This window comes from Gordonia sp. NPDC003376, from assembly GCF_053589235.1.
In genome coordinates this window covers 1-20,156 of sequence record NZ_JBSFRM010000035.1, presented here as the reverse complement: position 1 = coordinate 20,156, position 20,156 = coordinate 1, and the positions used below count along the sequence as shown (strand labels likewise).

At 68.6% G+C, this 20,156-nt stretch carries 8 protein-coding genes; 5 read left to right on the top strand and 3 right to left on the bottom strand.

Annotation, left to right across the window (positions count from 1 at the left end):
- Nucleotides 1–15: 15 nt before the first annotated feature.
- Together ACWDUA_RS23070 and ACWDUA_RS23065 are read right to left on the bottom strand one after the other, a co-directional pair.
- Nucleotides 16–3,303 (bottom strand): arabinosyltransferase domain-containing protein, encoded by a 3,288-nt coding sequence (locus ACWDUA_RS23070; RefSeq protein ID WP_449753365.1) that lies wholly within the window; start codon nt 3,301–3,303, stop codon nt 16–18.
- A gap of 109 nt (nt 3,304–3,412) precedes the next feature.
- Nucleotides 3,413–6,811, bottom strand: a complete 3,399-nt coding sequence (locus ACWDUA_RS23065) for an arabinosyltransferase domain-containing protein (protein ID WP_449753349.1) — start codon at nt 6,809–6,811, stop codon at nt 3,413–3,415.
- 116 nt (nt 6,812–6,927) lie between these two features.
- Between ACWDUA_RS23065 and ACWDUA_RS23060 the strand changes: the two genes are divergently transcribed.
- Complete coding sequence (locus ACWDUA_RS23060) at nt 6,928–10,320, top strand: arabinosyltransferase domain-containing protein (protein WP_449753348.1); 3,393 nt, start codon at nt 6,928–6,930, stop codon at nt 10,318–10,320.
- The gene (locus ACWDUA_RS23055; RefSeq protein ID WP_449753347.1) at nt 10,317–13,634 is read left to right on the top strand and encodes an arabinosyltransferase domain-containing protein; all 3,318 of its coding nucleotides are present in this window, start codon (nt 10,317–10,319) and stop codon (nt 13,632–13,634) included. The genes ACWDUA_RS23060 and ACWDUA_RS23055 overlap by 4 nt, the downstream gene beginning before the upstream one ends.
- Before the next feature lie 619 nt (nt 13,635–14,253).
- On the opposite strand, the gene ACWDUA_RS23050 is transcribed toward ACWDUA_RS23055, so the two are convergent.
- Nucleotides 14,254–17,580 (bottom strand): arabinosyltransferase domain-containing protein, encoded by a 3,327-nt coding sequence (locus ACWDUA_RS23050; protein ID WP_449753346.1) that lies wholly within the window; start codon nt 17,578–17,580, stop codon nt 14,254–14,256.
- A 124-nt stretch (nt 17,581–17,704) separates the two neighbouring features.
- Between ACWDUA_RS23050 and aroQ the strand changes: the two genes are divergently transcribed.
- The 3 genes from aroQ to ACWDUA_RS23035 all read left to right on the top strand — a co-directional run bounded on the left by aroQ (nt 17,705) and on the right by ACWDUA_RS23035 (nt 19,675).
- Entirely contained in the window at nt 17,705–18,169 is a 465-nt protein-coding gene (gene aroQ, locus ACWDUA_RS23045) for a type II 3-dehydroquinate dehydratase (protein ID WP_449753345.1), read from the top strand.
- Between the two features lie 259 nt (nt 18,170–18,428).
- Nucleotides 18,429–19,184, top strand: coding sequence for a DUF222 domain-containing protein (locus ACWDUA_RS23040; protein ID WP_449753344.1), 756 nt, complete (start codon nt 18,429–18,431; stop codon nt 19,182–19,184).
- A gap of 128 nt (nt 19,185–19,312) precedes the next feature.
- Nucleotides 19,313–19,675, top strand: a complete 363-nt coding sequence (locus ACWDUA_RS23035; protein WP_449753343.1) for an HNH endonuclease — start codon at nt 19,313–19,315, stop codon at nt 19,673–19,675.
- Nucleotides 19,676–20,156 lie beyond the last annotated feature (481 nt).

Genomic DNA, 20,156 nt, shown 5'->3' with positions numbered 1-20,156 from the left:
ACCCTGGTCGTCCGATCAGTAGCCGCTCGACCGCATCGGCGCCGGGTCGTAGAGTCCCGATCGCGTTGCGGTACCCACGTCGAGATGTGCGGGCGGCGCCGGATCGATCTGCGTGAAGCGTTGCAGCCCACCCCAGTCGCGTCCCCAGTTGTTGCGCAGGTAGGTCGGCAGCAGGGTGGGGGTGAGCATGGCCTCGGTGATGCCGAGCGGCCCACCGGCGGTTCCGGCCATCCATGTCTGACTGTTCTTCCGGGTGGCGTCGGCGTCGGGCATGATCCGCCACTGCGGCACCTCGAGTACGCCGTTGCGGACCTTCATCGGCTGCTGGCACGGGAACACCAGTCCGGGCATCCAGTCGATGAACACCGGATCGGTGGTGCCGACGACGTCGTTGAGCGTGCCGAGTGTGCTCACCCGCGGCGGGGTGAGCGCAACCCACTCGTTGGGGGCGCCTGCGGTGTCGGACACCTCGATCCGCACCACGTTCGCGCGGGCCGGGGCATCGGCGAGCGGGAACCTCAGGTTGCGCCAGCTGGGCGCCTCGCCGATGTCGATCGGGCCGAGCACGCCCACGGGGGTGACCTTTCCGTCCACGCCGGTACGGCCGAACCGGGCCACCAGCTTCTGGCCGGAGTGCACCACTCCGATCCCGTCCACGGCCTCCACCGATCCGGCCACCGCGACGGTCAGCAGTGGTGCGTCGTCGGACCGTTCCGGCAGGGAGTACCACGACGTGGTGAGATCGCCGGTGCCGGTGGGCGAACCGTACGACCCGAGGACCGGTGTGGCGAGCGGATCGAGGCCGAACGGCAGCTTCACCGTCGACCCGTTGACGCCGGTGGCGCCCTGGCCACCCTCGGTACCCCCGGCCGCCGACGACGTGTCGGCGGTGGCGTCCTCGGCGCCCGCGCCGGACTGGGCGCTGTTGGTGGCCGAGCTGGCGGCGCTCTCGTCGACCGTCGAATCCACCGACAGCTTGTTCGGGACACCGTTGGGGGAGAAGCCGGCCGGGGGCGCACCATCGGCGGTGCCGGCGAGTGCCGCGGAGACACTCGGCGCGGGTGCTCCGCCGACAGCGGCCGGCCGCAGCAACCCTGCGGTGGGGTCGGCCTCCACCAGCACGTCGTTGGCCAGGCCACACGAATTACCGCTCAGCGCACGCAGATTGGAGTTCAGCCACGACCACGAGTCGCGTTGCACATAGGCGGCCTTGGCGAACGATGCCACCATGAAGATCACCACGAACGCCGAGATCACCGGCAGCGGTGAGAACCTCAGGCGTGAATACCAGTGCGGCCCATGGCCGGTGCGTGTCGCATCGTCGACGTAGTCGTCCCGGAAGTGGAACCACAGGCCGACCAGTGCGGTGATCACCGCCAGGGCGAGGAACAACCAGCCCAACCTGATCCCGGCGACGGCCGGTGGCCGATCCCACCACGGAATGCCGTAACTGCCGATGTACCACCAGCCGTTGGTTCCGGTGAACGAGATGCCGGTGACGGCCAGGACGGCGGCGGCGAAGAACGTGCGGTTGCGCCGGGATCGGAGGATCGCCGGTGCCATCATCGCGCCCGCGGCCGCCGCCAGACCGGCGGCGATGCCCGCGTACACACCGAAGTGGTGCGTCCATTTGGTGGGCGTGAAGGAGATGAAGAACATGGTGCCCAGGGTCACCGCGATCAGCCGCCAGATCGGTGCGCGCGCAATCCCGTTGGGATGTTCGCGCCGGAGCAGTCGCAGCAGCACCACGATCAGGCACAGGATCATCATCAGGATGCCGTAGCGACGGGCGAGTGTGCCGTCGGCGGTCGGGAGGATCAGGTAGTAGTACCGGACCGGCTCCTCCCACCACTCCAGGGTGGGCCCTACGTCGGTGGCGACCTTGTTGCCCTCGAGCAGCGGTGCCAGGGGCTGGTCGGCGAAGATCTGGAACAGCACCGCGGTGCCCGCCGCCAGGATCGGTGCCAGCATCGGCAGCAGGCCGTCCCGCGTCCGCCGCGTCACCAGCGCCCGCACGACCGGCCGGATGCCGGCCAGCAGCGCGGCGACGGCCATCAGGCCACCGGGTGCGAGGGCGAGGGTGAACGCCGCGGTGACCACCGCGATCGCATACGGGAGCAGTCGCCGGGTGGCGATGGCCCGCTCGACGCAGCACCAGGTCAGCAGCGCACCGACGGCCTCGGCCGGTTCCGGGCGCAGACCGTTGTTGTACGGCAACCAGATCGCGAGGAACACGAAGGCCGCCGACCACACCGCGGGGGTGCTGTTGCGCACCGCCCGGCCCAGGCGCGGGATCACCTCACGCGAGATCAGCCACCAGCCGAGCAGCCCGAGCAGGAAGGCGGGCAGCCGCATCCACGGCGTGGCGACGCTGACCTGCGTCATCCACGAGATGACCTGGAAGTGCCAGCCGAACGGGTCCTGTGGCACCCCGAAATAGCGGAAGTAGTTGTCGGCGTAGCCGGCATCTCCGGTGATCCGGCCGACGGTGAAGTTGTAGCCGTCGTCGGAGGTGTTGGCGCCGGCGATCCACCAGAACGCCAGGATCGCGAACACCGCGACGTCCGAGCCGCGGATGGTCCACCAGCCCGACGGCAGGAAACGCTTGCGCCCACGCCCGTCCCGGTGGTCCAGGATGCCCAGCATGACCAGCGACACGATGGTCATCAGGATGCCGACGACGATCGCGGTCACCTTCAGGGGCGACGGCGAGCTGACGTAGCGGGTGTCGATCGTGGCGTGCAGCGACAAGCCCTCGCGCGGAGCCGATTCCGGAAGATCGGTGTAGATCCCCACGATCTGCGGGCGCATCTGGTGATCGGAGACGGAGAACGTGTGCAGCCCGTCACCGCTCAGGGCCGGCGCGGTGGCCGCGTCACCGGGGCCGTCGGCGAAGCGGGCCGAGACGCCGGTGCCGTCGGCGTGGAACAGGATGCGGCAGTTCGGGTTCTGCTGTGCGGCCGCGCGGGGCGTGGTGAGGATGACGACGTCACGGTCGGTGACGGTCAGGGTGTCGGCGGTGGCCCGGATGAACAACGCCCGGGCACTGGCTTCCTGACCGGCGGCGGGCAGCGTCGACAACAACACCCCGCCGGATGCCGGCAGACGGGTGGCCAGCGAGCACGGCACCGACAGGTCCATGTCGATCGGCACGAACGACACCAGCGGTGCGGTGACGGCGGCGACCGTGTCATCCTGCGGCCAGTTCAGCTCGGCGGTCGTCTGATTCACCGGCAGCAGCGGGGTGGCCACGGCGAGCAGGGCGCCGAGCAGGCCGGTGACCGCGGCGAGGATCTTGACCATCCGCGGGCTCGGCCGCCACCTCGCCGGTCGGGCGGTCGTGGATGCCGAACCCTCGGGTACCGGCGCGTCGGGTGGACCACCGGCCCCGGGGGTGTCGTGGTTGCGTGCGTCACTCGTCATCGGACGTCTCCACCCTGATCGAACCGTTCCGCGACCATCCCCAGCGGGTCTGCGGTGATGTCGCCACCCGGGCCGGGGCGGCGTCGGGGACCAGCGGGGTGAGCCGTTCGAGCGCGCCCCAGTCCTGAGTCCAGTCGTCCTCCAGATAGGTCGGCACCGCGAGCGCCGACGTCGTGGCCTCCGAGATCGCCAGCAGGCCACCGTCGTCGGCGTCCTGCCAGGTCTTCGACTGCGAGTTGGCGCTCGCATAGTCGGGCAGGATGCGCCATTGCGGGATCTCGGCGACCCCGTGGTGCACCTGCAGCGGCTGCTGGCACGGGAAATGTGCGGCCACCATGAAGTCGACGAGCGTGGGTGCGGTGCTGCCGACGACCTGCTGCAGGGTCTGCAGGCGCGGCGCGCGCGGCGGCGTGATCGCCAGGAACTGCTTCTCACCGAGGTTGTTGTCCAGCAACGACAGTCGCATCACCGTCGCCGCGGGCGGCACCGCCGACATCGGCACCCGCAGATTGCGCCACGGACGATTGGTGATGATCGGTCCCGGGTCGATCGGCGCCACATCGGGTCCGATCTGCTCGAATGAGCCGTCGGCGCCGGGTCTGCCGAACTGCACGGTCAGCTTCTGCCCGAAGACGTGCACGCCGAAGACGTCCACGGTGGCGACGGCACCGGCGGCCGCGACCACCAGCAGCGGTGAGGCGGTGCGGTCGGGCAGGTCATACCACCCGGTGGTCAGGCGCGCCTCACCGGTGGCACCGTAGCTGCCCAGCACCGGGGTGGTGGCCGGATCGAGTCCGTACGGCAGTGCGACGGTCGAACCGTTCACCGTGGTGGGGCCGCGGCCGCCGGTGGTGCCGGCGCCGAGCCCGCCCGACACCACGAACGGACGGGAGAACGGGTTGGCCACGTTCATCTGGCCGGGCCGGGCGCTGCCCGGCTCCGGCGACAGATCGTCGGGCACTCCGTCGGGCGTGAAACCGACTGCAGTGGTGCCGCTTCCGGTCCCCGACAACGCGGCTGTCTGCGATTGTCCGTTCGCCGGGGTCAACAGGCCGGTATTCGGATCGGATTCCACCAGCACCGCGTCGGCCATGCCACAGGTGTTGCCGCGCAGCGTGTTCAGGTTCTCGGTGAGCACCGTCGTCGCCGGATACCGCACCACCGCGGCCTTGGCGAACACCAGCAGCTGCGAGGCCACCATCAGGCCGGCGATCACCGCGATCGGCGACGACGCCAGGAACAGTCGACGACGATCGGCGGCCGAGTCGGCCTTCCCGGAACTGCTGTGTGCCAGACCGCGATTGGCCACATAGTCCAGACGTAGGTGCTGCCACACCGCGACCGCGACGGCCAGCACGGCCAACGCCAGGAAGATCGTCGAGATCGGGATACCGGCCAGCACCGGGGCCCGGTCGAACCAGGAGATGCCGTACTCGTAGGCGAACGGCCACGCATTCTTGCCCGCCATCGCCGCGGCCAGGGCGAACAGCAGGCCCGCGACGAACACCGTGAGATTGCGTCCCGACCGTGCCGCCGACTGCACCACCGCGACGGTGGCGACCGCGGCGATCGCCGCACCGAGACCGGTGAACACACCGAACTGGATGGTCCACTTGGTGGGGGTGAAGGCGAACAACAGCAGGGTGACACCGGTGGCACCGATCAACCGCCAGGTGGGGCCGCCGTCGACACCGCGAATCCGGCCCTGCCGCAACATCACCGCGACGGCCACCATCAGGCCCGCGAACAACAGCAACAGCGGGACGCGGCGGGTCAGGGCGCCGTCCTTGGTGGACACCGTCAGGAAGTAGTAGCGCAGGTACTCCTGATGCCAGCCGATGATCGGCCCGGTGACGTAGCGGGTCTTGATGGCCTCGAGCACCGTGGCCAGCGTCTGATCGCGGAACACCACCACCAGCACCAGCAGCCCGGCGGCGGCCAGCGGCGCGAGCAGCGCGGCGAGTCCGGCCTCGCGGCGGCGGGCCACCAGGATGCGCAGCAGCGGACGGGCGGCGACGATCAGGATCGCCACCCCGATCACGCCGTGTGGGGCGAGCGCCAGGGTGAATCCGGCGGCGACGGCGCCCAGCGCGGCGGGCAGCATCCGGCGGGTGGCGATGGACCGTTCGGCCGCCCACCAGGTGAGGAGGGAACCGAGCACGATGATGGGTTCGCTGCGCAGCCCGCTGCAGAACGGCATCCAGAACGCCAGGAAGGTCAGCGCGGCCGCCCACATCGGCCAGCCCCCGCCGAGCAGCCGGGCGACCCGAGACGTCCCGCCGCGCACCGCGGCACCGAGCCGCGGCAGCAGCACTCGCGCCAGGATGAACCACGACGCCAGCCCGGCGATCATCGGCGGGAGGTGCATCCACAGGATCGACGGCGACACACTCGCCCAGTGCGCCAGGAAGGCGTAGTACCAGTCGAACGGTGCCTCGGGGATGCCGTAGAAGCGGTAATAGTTCGCCAGGTACCCGAAGGAGTCGGCGGTGCGTCCCATGGTGAGGACGTAGCCGTCGTCGGGGGAGCCGGCGCCCAGGAACAGCCACACCAGCAGCACCCCGGTCACCACCAGGTCGGTACCGCGCGGCCGCAACGCCGCCCACAGCCCCGGCCGCGGACCGATCCGACGATGATGGCCGTGGATGCGGTCGAGCAGTGCCAGCGTGATCAGCGCGACGACGACGCACAGCACGGCCAGGATCATCACGATCCGCTTGAGCAGGGTCGGCGACGACGCGTAGCGGTTGTCGATCTCGATGTGCACCCGCAGCCCGTCGGCGGCGCGCACCTGCCCGGCACCCAGTGAGGTGAACACCCCGTCGATCTGCGGGCGCTTGCCGGGGTCGAGATCCGACGCCGGGCCGAGGCCCACGAACCGGGCGCCGGTCGACGTCCCCGACGACCAGATGTGCAGCGTCGAGCACGTGCCCAGATCGGCGCGGGGCGCGCTCGCGGCCAGGGTGTTGCGGAAGGTCACCGAGACGGTGTCACGGCCCGCCGACACGTACAGGGCCTTGCCCTTGCTGCCCGGCGCCGACGTCGGCATGGTCGCCAGCACCAGGCCGCCCTGCGCAGGCAGATCGGCCAGCGTGCGGCACGGGATGGAGATGTCGAGGGAGCGCGGCACCTGCGCGATCAGCGGTGCGGTCACATTCGCCGAATTCACCAGCGGTTGGCCCTGCGGCCAGTCGAACGACGCCTGGGTGGACTGCACCGGCAACAACGGCACCACGGCACACAGGATGGCGCCCAGCGCACCGGAGACGATCGCGATCAACCGGATCAGCCCGGATCGGGCACCGAGCTGGGACGATCGTCCGTCGTCACTCGCCGGTGAGGCCGACGGGGCGGCTCCGGGGGCAGGAGACGGGGCTGTCGCAGACACGAAGACTGATCGTATGTGACCTGCCCACCAGGTCCTAAGCGGACGAGCGTCACAGGAGCGGTCATCCCGTGATCCCCAGAAAGCTCACAGATTCATTCCACTAGTGTTGCGGACTGATGACTGCCTCCTCGACGCCGACGTCCCCCACGCCCGATCGGCGTGGTGGTCAGCGTGTGCTGCACCTCGGTTCCCGCACCCTGCCGTCGTCGCCGCGGACCTGGGCCGTGGTCTCCGCGGTGGCCGGGTCGATCGCCGTCCTCGCTGCCGTTCTGACCCCGTTTCTGCCGGTCACAGCCCACACCGCCACCATCACCTGGCCCCAGGCGGGCGGTGCCGCGACACCGTCGGTGACCGCACCGCTGGTCGCGCAGACCGCGGCGGGCCTCGACGCCACCATCGATTGTCGGGTTCTCACCGAGCGGCCTGCCGATGCCGGCGCCACCAGCGCGGTCACGGTGCTCTCGACCATGCCCCGTGCATCACAGAAGGCCGGCGACAATGCGTTGATCGTCACGTCGGGACCGTCGGGCGTGACCGTCACCACCCGCGGCAAGCCCCTGGTCACCGCCACCGCCGACCAGCTGCGGCAGTGCACGCGGCTGCATGTCTGGTCGTCGTCGACCGGGGTGGGCGCCCGCTTCGACGGCGTCCCCGGACCCGATGCCGCCGGGATCGCCGACCCGGCTGCGCAGCCGCAGGTCGCCGGGGTGTTCACCGCACTCGGCGCCGAGCAGGTCCGCGCCGGCGATGGCATGGCCGTGCAGATCGACGTCGACAACCGCTTCGACACCAGCCCCACGGCACTCAAACTCACCGTGATGATCATCGGCATCCTCGCCGCGATCATCGCGTTCATCGCGATCGCCGCCCTCGACGTGATCGGCGGACATCACCGTCGGATCGGCCGGGTGGACCTGCGCCGGCTGCTGATGCCGCGCGCCGCCGACATCGCGGTCACCGCGATCCTGGTGATCTGGCATTTCCTGGGGGCGGGCAGCTCCGACGACGGCTACATCCTGGAGATGGGCCGCAACAGCTCCGACGCCGGCTACCTGGCCAACTACTACCGCTTCTACGGGGCCCCCGAGGCGCCGTTCGACTGGTACTACTCGTTCCTGGCGCACTGGTCGTCGGTGTCGACCGCAGGCATCTGGATGCGGCTGCCCGCGCTGATCGCCGGTCTGCTCGCGTGGTTCGTGCTCAGCCGTGTGCTGCTGCCGCGGCTGGGCGGGGCGGTGCGCCGCTCGCAGTGGGCGATGTTCACCGCCGCCGCGGTCTTCGTGGCGTTCTGGATGCCGTTCTGCAGCGGTCTGCGCGCCGAGCCGATCATCGTGCTCGGATCGTTGCTCACCTGGTGGGGTGTGGAACAGGCGGTGGCCACCCGGCGGATGCTGCCGGCCGCCGGTGCCACCCTGGCCGCATGTCTGACCCTGGCGTTGGGTCCGCACGGTGTGATCGCGGTGGCCTTGCTGCTCGCCGGGTCCCGGCCGATGCTGCGCAACCTCCGACGTCGCGACCGCGAACTGCGGATCACCTGGCGCGGACGCCCGCTGCCGGGCACCGGACTCGGTGCGCTGCTGGCCCCGATCGGTGCTGCCGTCGCGGTGGTCGTGATCGTGGTGTTCCGCGATCAGACCCTGATGAACGTCCTCGAGGCCATCCGGATCCGCTACACCGTCGGCCCCACCCTGGCCTGGAACCAGGAGTTCCTGCGCTACTACTACCTGACGCTGAGCACCCAGGACGGGTCGCTGGTGCGTCGCGTGCCGGTCACCCTGCTGGCCGCCGGACTGTTCGTCACGCTGGCGGTGATGTTGCGGCGCAAGCGTATCCGTGGTGTCGACCCGTCCCCGGTGTGGCGCCTGATCGGTGCGGTGCTGCTGACCGTGCTGCTGCTGTCGTTCACCCCCACCAAATGGACCGTCCAGTTCGGTGTCTACGCCGGTCTCGCCGCGGCCCTGGCCGCCGTCGCGACCGTCGCGGTCGCCCAGTCGGCGCGCCGGTCCCCGCGCAACGTGGCGATGTATGTGGCGGTGCTGCTGTTCGCCTGTGCGGTGTCGGTGGCCGGGCAGAACGCGTGGGGCTGGTCGTATGACTTCGGTATCTCCTGGTTCGACAAGGCGCCGGTGATCGGCGGGCATCCGTTGTCGACGATCTTCCTGATCCTGACCGTCGTGGCCCTCGCGGTGGCGATGTGGTTCCACCTGCGTATCGACGTCGACGCCGAGCATCACCGCATCCGTGACGTCGGTGGCGCACCGACCAGGACGCAGACCGCGATCGCGTCGTCGCCGATGCTGGTGATCGCGACGCTGGTGGTGCTCATCGAGCTGGTGCTGTTCGCCAAGGCCGCCGTCGCCCGCTCCGACACCTACTCCACCCTCGGGTCCAACCTGCGGGCCCTGACCGGCAACAGCTGCGGCATGGCCGACCGGGTACTCGTCGAGGACGACCCGAATGTCGGTGCGCTGCAACCGATCGGCACCACCGACATCTCCCGCGCCCTGACCGGTGACAACAGTGGCTTCACCCCCGACGGGGTGGCCGGCGACCTCACCCCGGATGCGACGTCGCTGGGTGCGGGCACCATCAACACCTCCGGAAACCTCGCGCAGCCGTTCGTCGTGTCCGGCGGTGCGCCCGGCACCACCGGGGGCGCGATCACCGACCCCGGTGTCAACGGTTCGCACGCTGCGCTGCCGTTCGGGCTCGACCCGGCCACCACCCCGGTGATGGGCAGCCACGGCCACGACAACGGCACCGCCGAACTCACCACGCTGCCGTATGCGCTGCCCGCGCGGGATGCCTCTCCGCTGATCGTGATCACCGCCGCCGGGCCGGTCGCCTCGATCGACCAGGACGGTGTGTACACCCCGGGCCGGGTGCTGCAGGTGCAGTTCGGTCGGATGTCCGGCACCGGCGCCTTCGAGCAGGTCGGCGAGCCGTTCACCCCGATCGATCCGGGCCCCGATCGCCCGAACCGGTCGTGGCGCAACCTGCGGATCCCGATGTCGGCGGTGCCGGCCGAGGCCACCGCCCTGCGGATCCACGCCCTCGACGACAATCTCGCCAACGATCAGTGGCTCGCCATCACCCCGCCGCGCGCCCCGAAGCTCACCACGCTGCAGTCCGCCGTGGGCACCACCGACCCGGTGCTGCTCGATCTGTCGGTGGGCGGCCAGTTCCCGTGTCAGCATCCGATGTCGGTGTCCGACGGGATCTCCGAGGTCCCGCAGTGGCGGATCGTGCCCGACCAGGTGACCACCAACTCCAAGTCGAAGACCTGGCAGGCGAGCGTCAACGGCGGCATCCTCACCACCGTCGACGCGCTCACCTCGGCGTCCACGATGGCGACCTACCTGGAGAACGACTGGTACCGCAACTGGGGTGGGCTGCAACGACTCACACCGCTGGTGCCCGACGCGGCGCCGGCCGGGGTGAGGGTCGGTGAGCAGCGCGTGTGGGGTTGGACCCGGGACGGATCGATCAGAGTGGTGGCGCAGAAATGACCGACCGGACCCTCCGCATCGCCAAGATCGTCGCCGTGGTGACCGGTCTGATCGGCATCGTGCTGGCCGTCGCCATGCCGTTGCTGCCGGTCAGCTACACCAAGGCAACCATCACCTGGCCGCAGGCCGGGCAGGTCCAGAACGTGGTGGCGCCCAACGTCTCCTACACGCCGGTCGCGATGGACATCGCCGTGCCGTGTGCCCTGGCCGCCGATCTGCCGGCCGGGGGTGGCGTGCTGTTGTCGACCGTGCCGGAAGGCGGTGTGGACGCGGGCAAGGTGGGACTGTTCGTCCGCGCCACCTCCGATCGTCTGCTGGTCACGCAGCGGAATGTGGTGCTGCTCAGCGTTCCCCGCGCCGATGCGCAACGCGCGCCCGGATGCGTGGTGGCGATCTCCGCCGACACCAGCGGCATTCGCGGTGAGATCCGCGGACTGTCCACCGATGGTGGTGCGCCGCCGAGTTTCGCCGTCGACGACCCCAACGCCCGGCCGCAGATCATCGGTGTCTACACCGACCTGCCGAAGACCGCGAACGCCGACGGGCTCTCGTTCTCGTCGACCGTCGACACCCGGTTCGTGTCGAGCCCGACCACGCTGAAGTTCGTCGCCGCCCTCGTCGGCGTGCTGATGACGATCGCGTCGATGATCGCCCTCGCCGTCCTCGACCGCCAGGACGGCCGCCGGTCTCGCCGCTGGTTGCCCGGTAAGACCCGTCACGGAGAACCCGGTGCACCGCAACGCCCCTGGTGGCGTCCGACACTGCTCGACACCGTGGTCGTGGTGGTCCTGGTGATCTGGTTGTTCGTCGGTGGCAACACCGCCGACGACGGCTATCAGGTGACGGTCGGCCGGGTCGCCCCGGACGCCGGATATCTCGACAACTACTACCGCTATTTCGGTGTGCCCCAGGACCCGTTCGGCTGGCACTACCAATACCTGGCGCTGTGGATGCAGGTCTCCACCGCGACCCCGTGGCTTCGCCTGTTGCCGTTGCTGTTCGCCCTGGCCGCCTGGTTCATGCTGTCGCGTGCCGCATTCGGGCGGATCGGTGCGGCGGTGCGTACCTCACCTGCGGCCCGCTGGGCGGGTGCCTTCGCCTTCCTCGCGGTGTGGTTGGCGTTCAACAACGGCATCCGGGTGGAACCGTTCCTGGCCGTGGGCATTCTGCTCACCTGGCTGCTGGTGGAGCGGTTCATCGCGACCGGCCGGTTGTTCCCGCTGACGCTGGGCATCGTGGCCGCCGCCTTCACCCTGACGGTGCACCCGGCCGGTGCGATCGCGGCGCTGGCGTTGGTGGCCGCGCTGCGTCCGATCGTCAAACGGCTGCGGATCCGCATCCGCCGCGACGGATGGCTGCCGGTGCTGGTGCCGATCCTGGCGTCGGGTCTGCTGGTGGTGTACGAGATCTTCGCCGATCAGCCGCTCGCGTCGATCCTCGAGGGCGTCAAGGTGCAGGGCATCGTCGGGCCCACCAACAAGTGGTGGACCGAGGCCATGCGGTACTACATCCTGCAGAACCCCACCACCGACGGTTCGATCGCGCGCCGCATCGGCATCTTCGTGACGTTCTTCGCGGTGCTGATCATCGTGCTCACCCTGCTCAGCCGGCGCCGGGTGCCGCGGGTGGCCACCGCCCCGCTGTGGCGTCTGGTCGCGATTCTCGCCGGAGCGGTTGCGGTGCTGGCCTTCTCGCCTACCAAGGCGACCCACCAGCTCGGTGCGTTCGCCACCCTTGCCGGTGTGCTCGTGGCCGCGGCGACGGTGTTCATCTCACCGGCGGTGATGCGACGGCGCAGTAACCGCACCTTTGTCGCCGCGGCGGCCGCCTACGTGCTGGCGGTGACCTTCGCGGGACGCAACCAGTGGTGGTACGTCGGCAGTTACGGCATCCCGTGGGCCGACGACACCCCGAACGTCGCCGGGATCAACCTGTACGTCCCGATCCTGGTGGTCGCCGTCCTGCTGACCCTGCTCGGTGCCTGGCAGTACTACCGCGACGATCGTCTCGCACAGGCGGGGCAGTCGCTCGAGCCGAAGCCGGCCGGTCGCGTGCGGACCGCGTTCCGCGGGATGCCGACCTATTCGCTGGCGATCATCCTGGCGATCGTCCTGGTGTTCAACATGATCTCGTTCGCCAAGGCGGTCCAGACCCAGCGCGGCTCGTGGACCTGGGCCAGCTCCAACGTCAACGCATTGCGCGGGCAGACGTGTGCGCTGGCCGATGCGGTGCTGGTGGAAGCCGACCCCAACACCGGTCTGCTCGCTCCGGCGACTGTTGCCGGACAACGCAATCCGTCGCCAGGTGCCGCGCTCGCAGGTGCGGGGATGACCGGGTTCACCCCGGGCGGTGTGGGATCCGACCTGGAGGCCATCGCCGACGGTGATCCGTCCGAGGTCGATCGCACCCAGACCGATCCGAATGCCGCGCAGGAGGAGCCGACCGGATCGTCGGGATCGGCAGACACCGGTGGTGGCACCACCGGCCGGACGGGTGTCAACGGGTCGTCGGTCAAGCTGCCGTTCGGTCTGGATCAGTCGACGGTTCCGGTGCTGGGCAGTTACGGCGCGCCGAACGGCCGCGCGCAGTTGACCTCCGACTGGTACCAGCTGCCGGCGCGCAGTGCCGGTGCGCCGCTGGTGACGATGTCGGTGGCCGGTGCCGTGGAGTACGTCGACGAGCTCGCCGTCACCCACACCGGCCAGAAGCTGCGCCTCGAGTTCGGCCGGGTGGAGCCCGACGGCAGCGTCACCACGGTGGCGTCGATGGTGCCACTCGGGATCGACACCGCCCCGGAGTGGCGCAATCTGCGCTTCCCGCTCGACCAGGCGCCGCCGCGCGCCTCCGTCGTGCGGGTGGTGGCCGCCGACACCAGTTCCGATCCGGCCCAGTGGCTCGCCCTCACACCCCCGCGTGTGACCACCCTGACGACGTTGAACGACCTTGTCGGCAGCGAGGATCCGGTGCTGCTCGACTGGGAGGTCGCCTTCGCCTTCCCCTGCCAGCGTCCGGCGACGGTGCGCAACGGCATCCTCGAGGTCCCGCAGTGGCGGGTCACCCCCGACGCCGACGGCGAGCGCGTGAACTCGCGCCGCTGGATGGCAGGCGACTACGGTGGCCCGCTCGGCATCGTGGAGAACGACCTGAGGCCCACGGTGCTCCCGTCCTACCTGCGCAATGCGTGGGCCAAGGACTGGGGCAGCCTGCAGCGCCTGACGCCGCTGGTGGATCAGGCTCCGGCACACATCGAGATCACCCAGGACGTCCACACCGGACTCTGGACCCCCGGTCCGATGCGCGCGATCAAGAACTAGCATCAACTGCCTGCGGGGCCTTGGTGATCGAGCCAGGGCCTCGTTCGGTGATTGAGCCGGGACCGAGCATCGCGAGGACCCGTGTCGAAATCTCGGTAGTCGGCGTTGGATGGCGACCACATCGCTCCTCGTCGGCTCAACCATCGATGCTTGGTTGGTGATTGAGTTGGGAGCGGGCGAGGCTGTCTTCGGTGATTGAGTCGGGAGCGGGCGGGGGCTTTCTTCGGTGATTGAGTCGGGAGCGGGCGGGGGCTGTCTTCGGTGATTGAGCCGGGACCGAGCATCGCGAGGACCCGTGTCGAAATCTCGGTAGTCGGCGTTGGGTGGTGACCACATCGCTCCTCGTCGGCTCAACCATCGATGCTGGGTTGGTGATTGAGCTGGGAGCGGGCGGGGGCTTTCTTCGGTGATTGAGCCGGGACCGAGCATCGCGAGGACCCGTGTCGAAATCTCCGCAGCCGACGTCGGGTGGTGACCACATCGTTCCTCGTCAGCTCGATCAGCAACGAGCCGTCGATGATTGAGCAGGACGTCCTCGCGCGGCGAGCCGACCGGCCGTCGGAATCCGGTGGGACACACATGTCCGCAACCAGACCCGACGTCGCCGTCACGCGCGGTGTCAGTACCGGATCGGAGCGGGACTCCACAACCCGCTGCGGGTTTCGGTGCCGGTTGTGATCACCGCCGGGACCGTCGTATCACCGTAGGGGACAAGACGTTCCAGTGAACCCCAGTCGCGGCCCAGGTCGCCCTGGAGATATGTGGCCAGCGCCGTCGGGTCCAGCAACACCTGCTCCCAGCCGAGCGGCCCACCGCCGAACGAACCCTGCCATGCGGCGACAGCGGCTTTCAGATCGGCGCCGGGTTCGATCCGCCATTCCGGGATCTCGGCGACGCCGTCGTGGTGGGTGAACGGCCGCTGGCAGGGGAACACCAGCCCCGACGTCCAGTCGACGTGCACCGGATCGTCGCTGCCGACAACCTCTTGCAGCGTCCGCATCCCGGGCACACGCGGCGGGGTGACGACGATGTAGCGGTCGGTGGCGAGGTTCTCGTCGGTGGCGGCGATCCGTACCGCGGTGAGCCCCTCCGGCAGATCCGTCGTCGGGATACGGACATTGCGCCACGACGGCCGGGGGCCGGGATCGATCATCGCGACGTCGCCGGTGGCTTTCAGGTCGGCATCGCGGGTCGACGACGTGATCGGGTCATCGGTGTACTCCAGCAACAGATCTCGCGGATTGTCGAACTGGCCTGCCACCGAGAAGCTCAGCACGGGCCGGGACCGATAGTCCGAGGGCAGTGCATACCAGCCCGACGTCAGCCGGGCAGGCACCTGATCGTTCTTCGAGTAGCTGCCCAGCACCGGTGTGGTCGCCGGATCGAGTCCGAACGGCAGCGCGGCATGGCTGCCGTTGACCCCGGCGGTGGTGTCGGTGCCGCCGCCGGTGCCACCGGAGTTGGCGATGAGGACGTCCGGGTCGGCGAAGGCGTCACCGGCGAGTACGCCGAGCGATCCGGCGGGCGCCTTGGTGTCGATGTCGTCAGGGATCCCGTCGGGGGAGAAACCGCTGGTGGCCGACCGCGACGATTCCGGTTGTGTGGCCGGTCCGGCGAGCGGGTCGGTGAGGGTGCCGTCGACCGGCTTCAGCTCGAAGCTGCTGGGGTTCTCCTCGACCCACACCTTGTCGGCCATGCCGCACTGTTTACCGGCGAGGGCCTCGAGGTTGGAACGTGGCACCGAATACGAATTGCTCTGGTGGATACCGGCAAAGGCTGCGGTCACCAGCTCGAACAGGACGACGACTGCGGCGATCCAGGCGAGTGGTGACCCTGCCATCGAATGCCAGAGTCGCCGATACCAGCGGTGGTGTTCCTGCTTCCATCGTTCGTCGGGCTCGGCGACGGGGTCGGTGCCGGAGAACGGTTCCCGGAAGTGGAACCACAGCGCGAGCAGCAACAGCAGCAGGGCGATCGCCAGCAGGACCGTTCCCACGCGGAAGACGATGGTGACCTGTCCGACGCCCCACGGCATCCCCCACGCCGACGAGTAGTAGTACGAGTTGGGCGCGGTGAAGGAGAGCCCGGTGATGAAGAAGACGAGCGCCGCGTACAGGGTCCGGTTGCGGCGTGAGTGCATCGCGCTCTGGCTCGCCGCGATCGCCGCGATGGCAGCCAGGGCCGCGGCGAGTCCGGCGAACACACCGAAGTGGTGGGTCCACTTGGTGGGCGTGAACATCAGGAACACCAACGACGCGAAGGTGATCCCGACGATGCGTCGCGACGGGCCGAGCGCCGTGCCGGGGATCCGGGACTTGCGGATCAGGACCGCCGCCGACACCACCAGACCGAGGATCATCGCGAGCACGGCGAAGCGGCGGGCGATGGACCCGTCGGCGGAGAACGCGAACAGCGAAGAGTAGCGGTCGATCTCGTTGTACCAGTGAAGCGACGGGCCGAGCGCCGACTTCATGCTCGACGCCTCCATGAAGGACCGCAGCGTCAGATTGGAGAACACGGCGAAGATCACCAGAGTCCCCGCGGCGAGGATCGGGGCGATCAATGCCAGATACGAGGCCCACCCGGCGCCGATCACCCGGGCTCGTTTGATCAGGGCGAGGATCATCGGCCGTGCACCGGCGATCAGTGCGGCGACGGCGAGCAGCCCGGTGGGGCCGGCGGCCAAACTGAACGCCCCGAAGATGCAGGCGACGGCGGCCGGCAGCAGTCGACCGGTGGCGATCGACCGTTCCACCGAGCACCAGGTCAGCAGCGCGCCGAGGCAGATGATCGGCTCTGGCCGCAGGCCGTTGTTGAACGGGAACCACGACGCCAGGAACACGAAGGCCGCCGTCCAGCCGACGGCCGGACGGATGAGCGCGGCGCGGCCGAGGCGAGGCAGCACTTCGTGGCTGATGATCAGCCACGACGCGATCCCGCACAGGAGGGCGGGCAGCCGCATCCACGGGCTGGCCACCGAGATGTGGCTGAGCATGCCGAAGACCTGGTAGTACCACCCGAACGGTGCCTCGGGTGCGCCGTACCAGCGGAAGTAGTTGGCCGTGTACTCGCTGTTCTGGGCGACCCGCGACATGGTCATCAGGTAGCCGTCGTCGGAGGTGTTGGGGCCGATGAAATGCCAGAGCAGCAGGCCGCCGATGACGACATAGTCGCGGGCGTTGAGTCGCCACCACCGTGCCGGGAAGATCCGACGATGACCGCGGCCGTCGGTGGAGTCGAGTACCGCCAGGGAGGCGAGGGAGATCAGGGTGCACACGATCCCGACCGCCAGGACCAGCCACTTCAGCACGGTGGGGGTGGAGGTGTAGCGGGAGTCGATGGTGATGTGGGCGCGCAGGCCCGGCAGGTCGGCGGCGGCGCCGGACAGGTCGGTGAACAGGCCGGTGACCTGTGGTCGCTGGTCGGAGCTGAACTGGTTGGTGTCGACTCCGGTGAGTGTTTCGCCGGAGTCGTTGTGCATGCCGACGAACTCGGCGGTGACCTCGGAGGAGTCGGCGTGGACGACGATCTCGCGGCAGTCCTGTGACTTCATCTGGGCGACTGTCGCCGACACCAGCGGCAGATTGCGGTTGACCACCTCGACGGTCTGGCGGTCGGGGGCGTCCCCGGTCTGACCGGTGCGGCGGATGAACAGGCCGCGTTCGGAACTCTTGTCCGCCTGCTTGGGCAGTGTGGACAGCAGCACCGACTCACCGTCGCGCAGGTCGTCGACAGCAGAACAGGGGATGGCGATGTCGAGGTCGATCGGAACGTAGGCGGTCAGCGGCGCCGAGACCGAGTTGACCTGGCCGTTCTGGGGCCAGCTGATCTCCGCGGTGGTCTGGTTGACCGGCATCAGCGGGGTGGCGAGGGCGAGGATCAGACCCGCCAGTCCGGTGATGATCGCGAGGAGCTTTGCTCTCCCCACCCTCGACGTTGCTGGCACAAAGAGTGATCGTAGTGGGTGCGTCTGAGCGGGCCGCGCCGTGGCGGCGGGCGGGTCCCACAGGGCGTGACCTCGGCCGTACTTGACCCGGCCGGGGGCCGCGGAGGGCTTGTAGGCTGACCCCATGTCGACCGACGCCGCCGAGTCCACCCCGCTGCCGATCCTTCTGCTCAACGGCCCCAACCTGAACACCCTGGGTTTGCGGCAGCCGGAGATCTACGGATCGGACACCCTCGCCGGCGTCGTCGATCTCGCCGAACGCACCGCGTCCGAGCTGGGTTACGGGCTGCGCGCCGCGCAGACCAATCACGAGGGCGAGATGATCGACTGGATTCACGAGGCCCGCGGCCAGGTGTCAGGGATCGTGATCAACCCGGCAGGCTGGACCCACACGTCGGTGGCCTTGGCTGATGCGCTGGTCATCCCGGAGGTCCCGGTCATGGAGGTGCACATCTCCAACGTCCACAAGCGGGAGACGTTCCGGCATCACTCGTATGTGTCGCCGATCGCCGCCGGGATCATCGTCGGCTACGGCGTCCGCGGCTACGAGTTCGCCATCCGACGCCTCGTGGAACTGATCGCGGACTGACGCGAGCGCGGCACCGGCGACCGATGGGTCGTCCCACTCAACAGTCATTCGGCAGTTGCTGGTTGAGCAGTGGGGAGCGTGAGCGCCGACGCGGCCGTCCACACCGATCCCGTGGGCCGACTATGCCGCAACCACCCCCAACAACCCCACAGGTGAACCCGAACCCCCAGGGTGAACAGCTTTCACAACTTATCCACAAGTACTGTTCCACTTGACAATTCGTCTGCGTCTCGCACATGTATTCGCTACAATGGAACACATGCAGGGGGAGCTGGACACCATTCTCGACGCACTCATCGATTGTCGTTTCGACGACGACGATCCGACCGGGCCGGTCGTCTTCGCGGACATGCAGACACTGGTCACCATCAGGAATGTGATCGATGCGCTGGCTGCTGCCGGGGCCGGGCACTTGGATCGGCTCCGGGTGGCGCAGAAGCATGGACACAAACCGATCGCCTTGTTGATCGAGATGGGGTTCGCGCCCGCCGTCGCTGCGCGGATGCAGCGGATCGGAACCTCGGCGGTGGTGGAGCGCACTGTGAACCATGCTGCCGACGGGGCGATCTCCGGTGAACACGTCGACGCCATCGTGCGCGGACTCAACCAGATCGGGATGCGTGCCGGGGAACCACCCGACACCGACACCTGGGCGACCTTCGAAGGCGACCTGCTCGCCCAAGTCCTGTCCGGCGCGACACCGGCCGAGGTGATGGCACGAGCACATCAGCTCGGTGACCATCACTCGTCGGATACCGACGGTGGACGACCGGCCAAAGAAGACCGCAACCTGAACGCCCTGGATATCGGGCGGACCGATGATGGACGGGTATCGGTGTCCGGTTCGCTGGATGTTGTTGTCGGGGAGAAGTTGGCGACGGCGATCGAGAAGCTGTCGGCCCCGGTTCCGCAACCGGATGGTTCGAAAGATCCGCGCGAGGCACCTCGACGTCGCGCGGATGCGTTGGAGATGGTGCTTGATGTGGCCGCGGGTGTGTGGGGGATCGGTCGGTGACTGCTCTACCGTCGGTGTTGATCAATCTGTCGGTTCCTGCGGATGCACCTGACGGGTCGGTGTTGGCGTTCGGTGGGTCGATCACCCGTAGCACGCTGTTGGAAACCAGCTGTGATGGTGTGGTGGTGATGACGATCGTCGATGGCGAACGGGTTCCGTTGGATATGGCGCGGTCGAAACGGTTGTTCACCGCCGGTCAGCGGCGCGCCCTGTTCGAGCGGGATCGGTGTTGCATCAAGTGTGGTGCCCCGGCGTCGCGGACTCAGGCCCATCACATCGAGCATTGGTCGGATGGTGGTGCCACCGACCTGGCCAACGGTTGCCTGTTGTGCACCTCGTGTCATGCCGATGTGCATCACAACGGATGGGATGTGTATATGGGACCCGACTCTCATCCGTGGTTGCTCCCACCCGAGACGGTCGATCCGCGTCGCCGTCCGATTCCCGCCTACAACCGGCGGTTTGCTGATGAACTGCCGAATGCTGCCTGACTGTCGATGGAGCTTGTGTTCTTTGAGAATTCCAGAGAGATAGTGGTGTGTGTCGGGACCTCCGTTGGTGGCGTTGGCGGGGTCGGCCGGCGGGGGTTTCGACACGTCTTGTCGACGGCCCGTTGCTGATTGAGCCGATCCGTCTTCCATGATTGAGTCACGCGTTCTTTGCTGATTGAGCCGGGACCGAGCATCGCGAGGACCCGTGTCGAAATCTCCGTAGCTTGTGTTGGGTGGTGGCCGCCTCGGTGGGGGTCACGTTGGCGAGGCCGGCCGGCGGAGGTTTCGACTCGACTTGTCGCTTCGCTCCTCGTCGGCTCAACCAGCAATGGCCACACGATGATTGAGCCGATCCGTCTTCCATGATTGAGTCACGCGTTCTTTGTTGATTGAGCCGGGACCGAGCATCGCGAGGACCCGTGTCGAAATCTCTGTAGCCGGCGGTGGGAGCGTGACCACCTCGGAGGTGGGTGTGTTGGCG

Bases quoted from the DNA above. Each gene is read 5' to 3' on its own strand.
- ACWDUA_RS23070 (WP_449753365.1), bottom strand. From the start codon at position 3,303: ATGGTCAAGATCCTCGCCGCGGTCACCGGCCTGCTCGGCGCCCTGCTC.
- ACWDUA_RS23055 (WP_449753347.1), top strand. From the start codon at position 10,317: ATGACCGACCGGACCCTCCGCATCGCCAAGATCGTCGCCGTGGTGACC.
- ACWDUA_RS23035 (WP_449753343.1), top strand. From the start codon at position 19,313: ATGACGATCGTCGATGGCGAACGGGTTCCGTTGGATATGGCGCGGTCG.
- ACWDUA_RS23060 (WP_449753348.1), top strand. From the start codon at position 6,928: ATGACTGCCTCCTCGACGCCGACGTCCCCCACGCCCGATCGGCGTGGT.
- aroQ (WP_449753345.1), top strand. From the start codon at position 17,705: ATGTCGACCGACGCCGCCGAGTCCACCCCGCTGCCGATCCTTCTGCTC.
- ACWDUA_RS23040 (WP_449753344.1), top strand. From the start codon at position 18,429: ATGCAGGGGGAGCTGGACACCATTCTCGACGCACTCATCGATTGTCGT.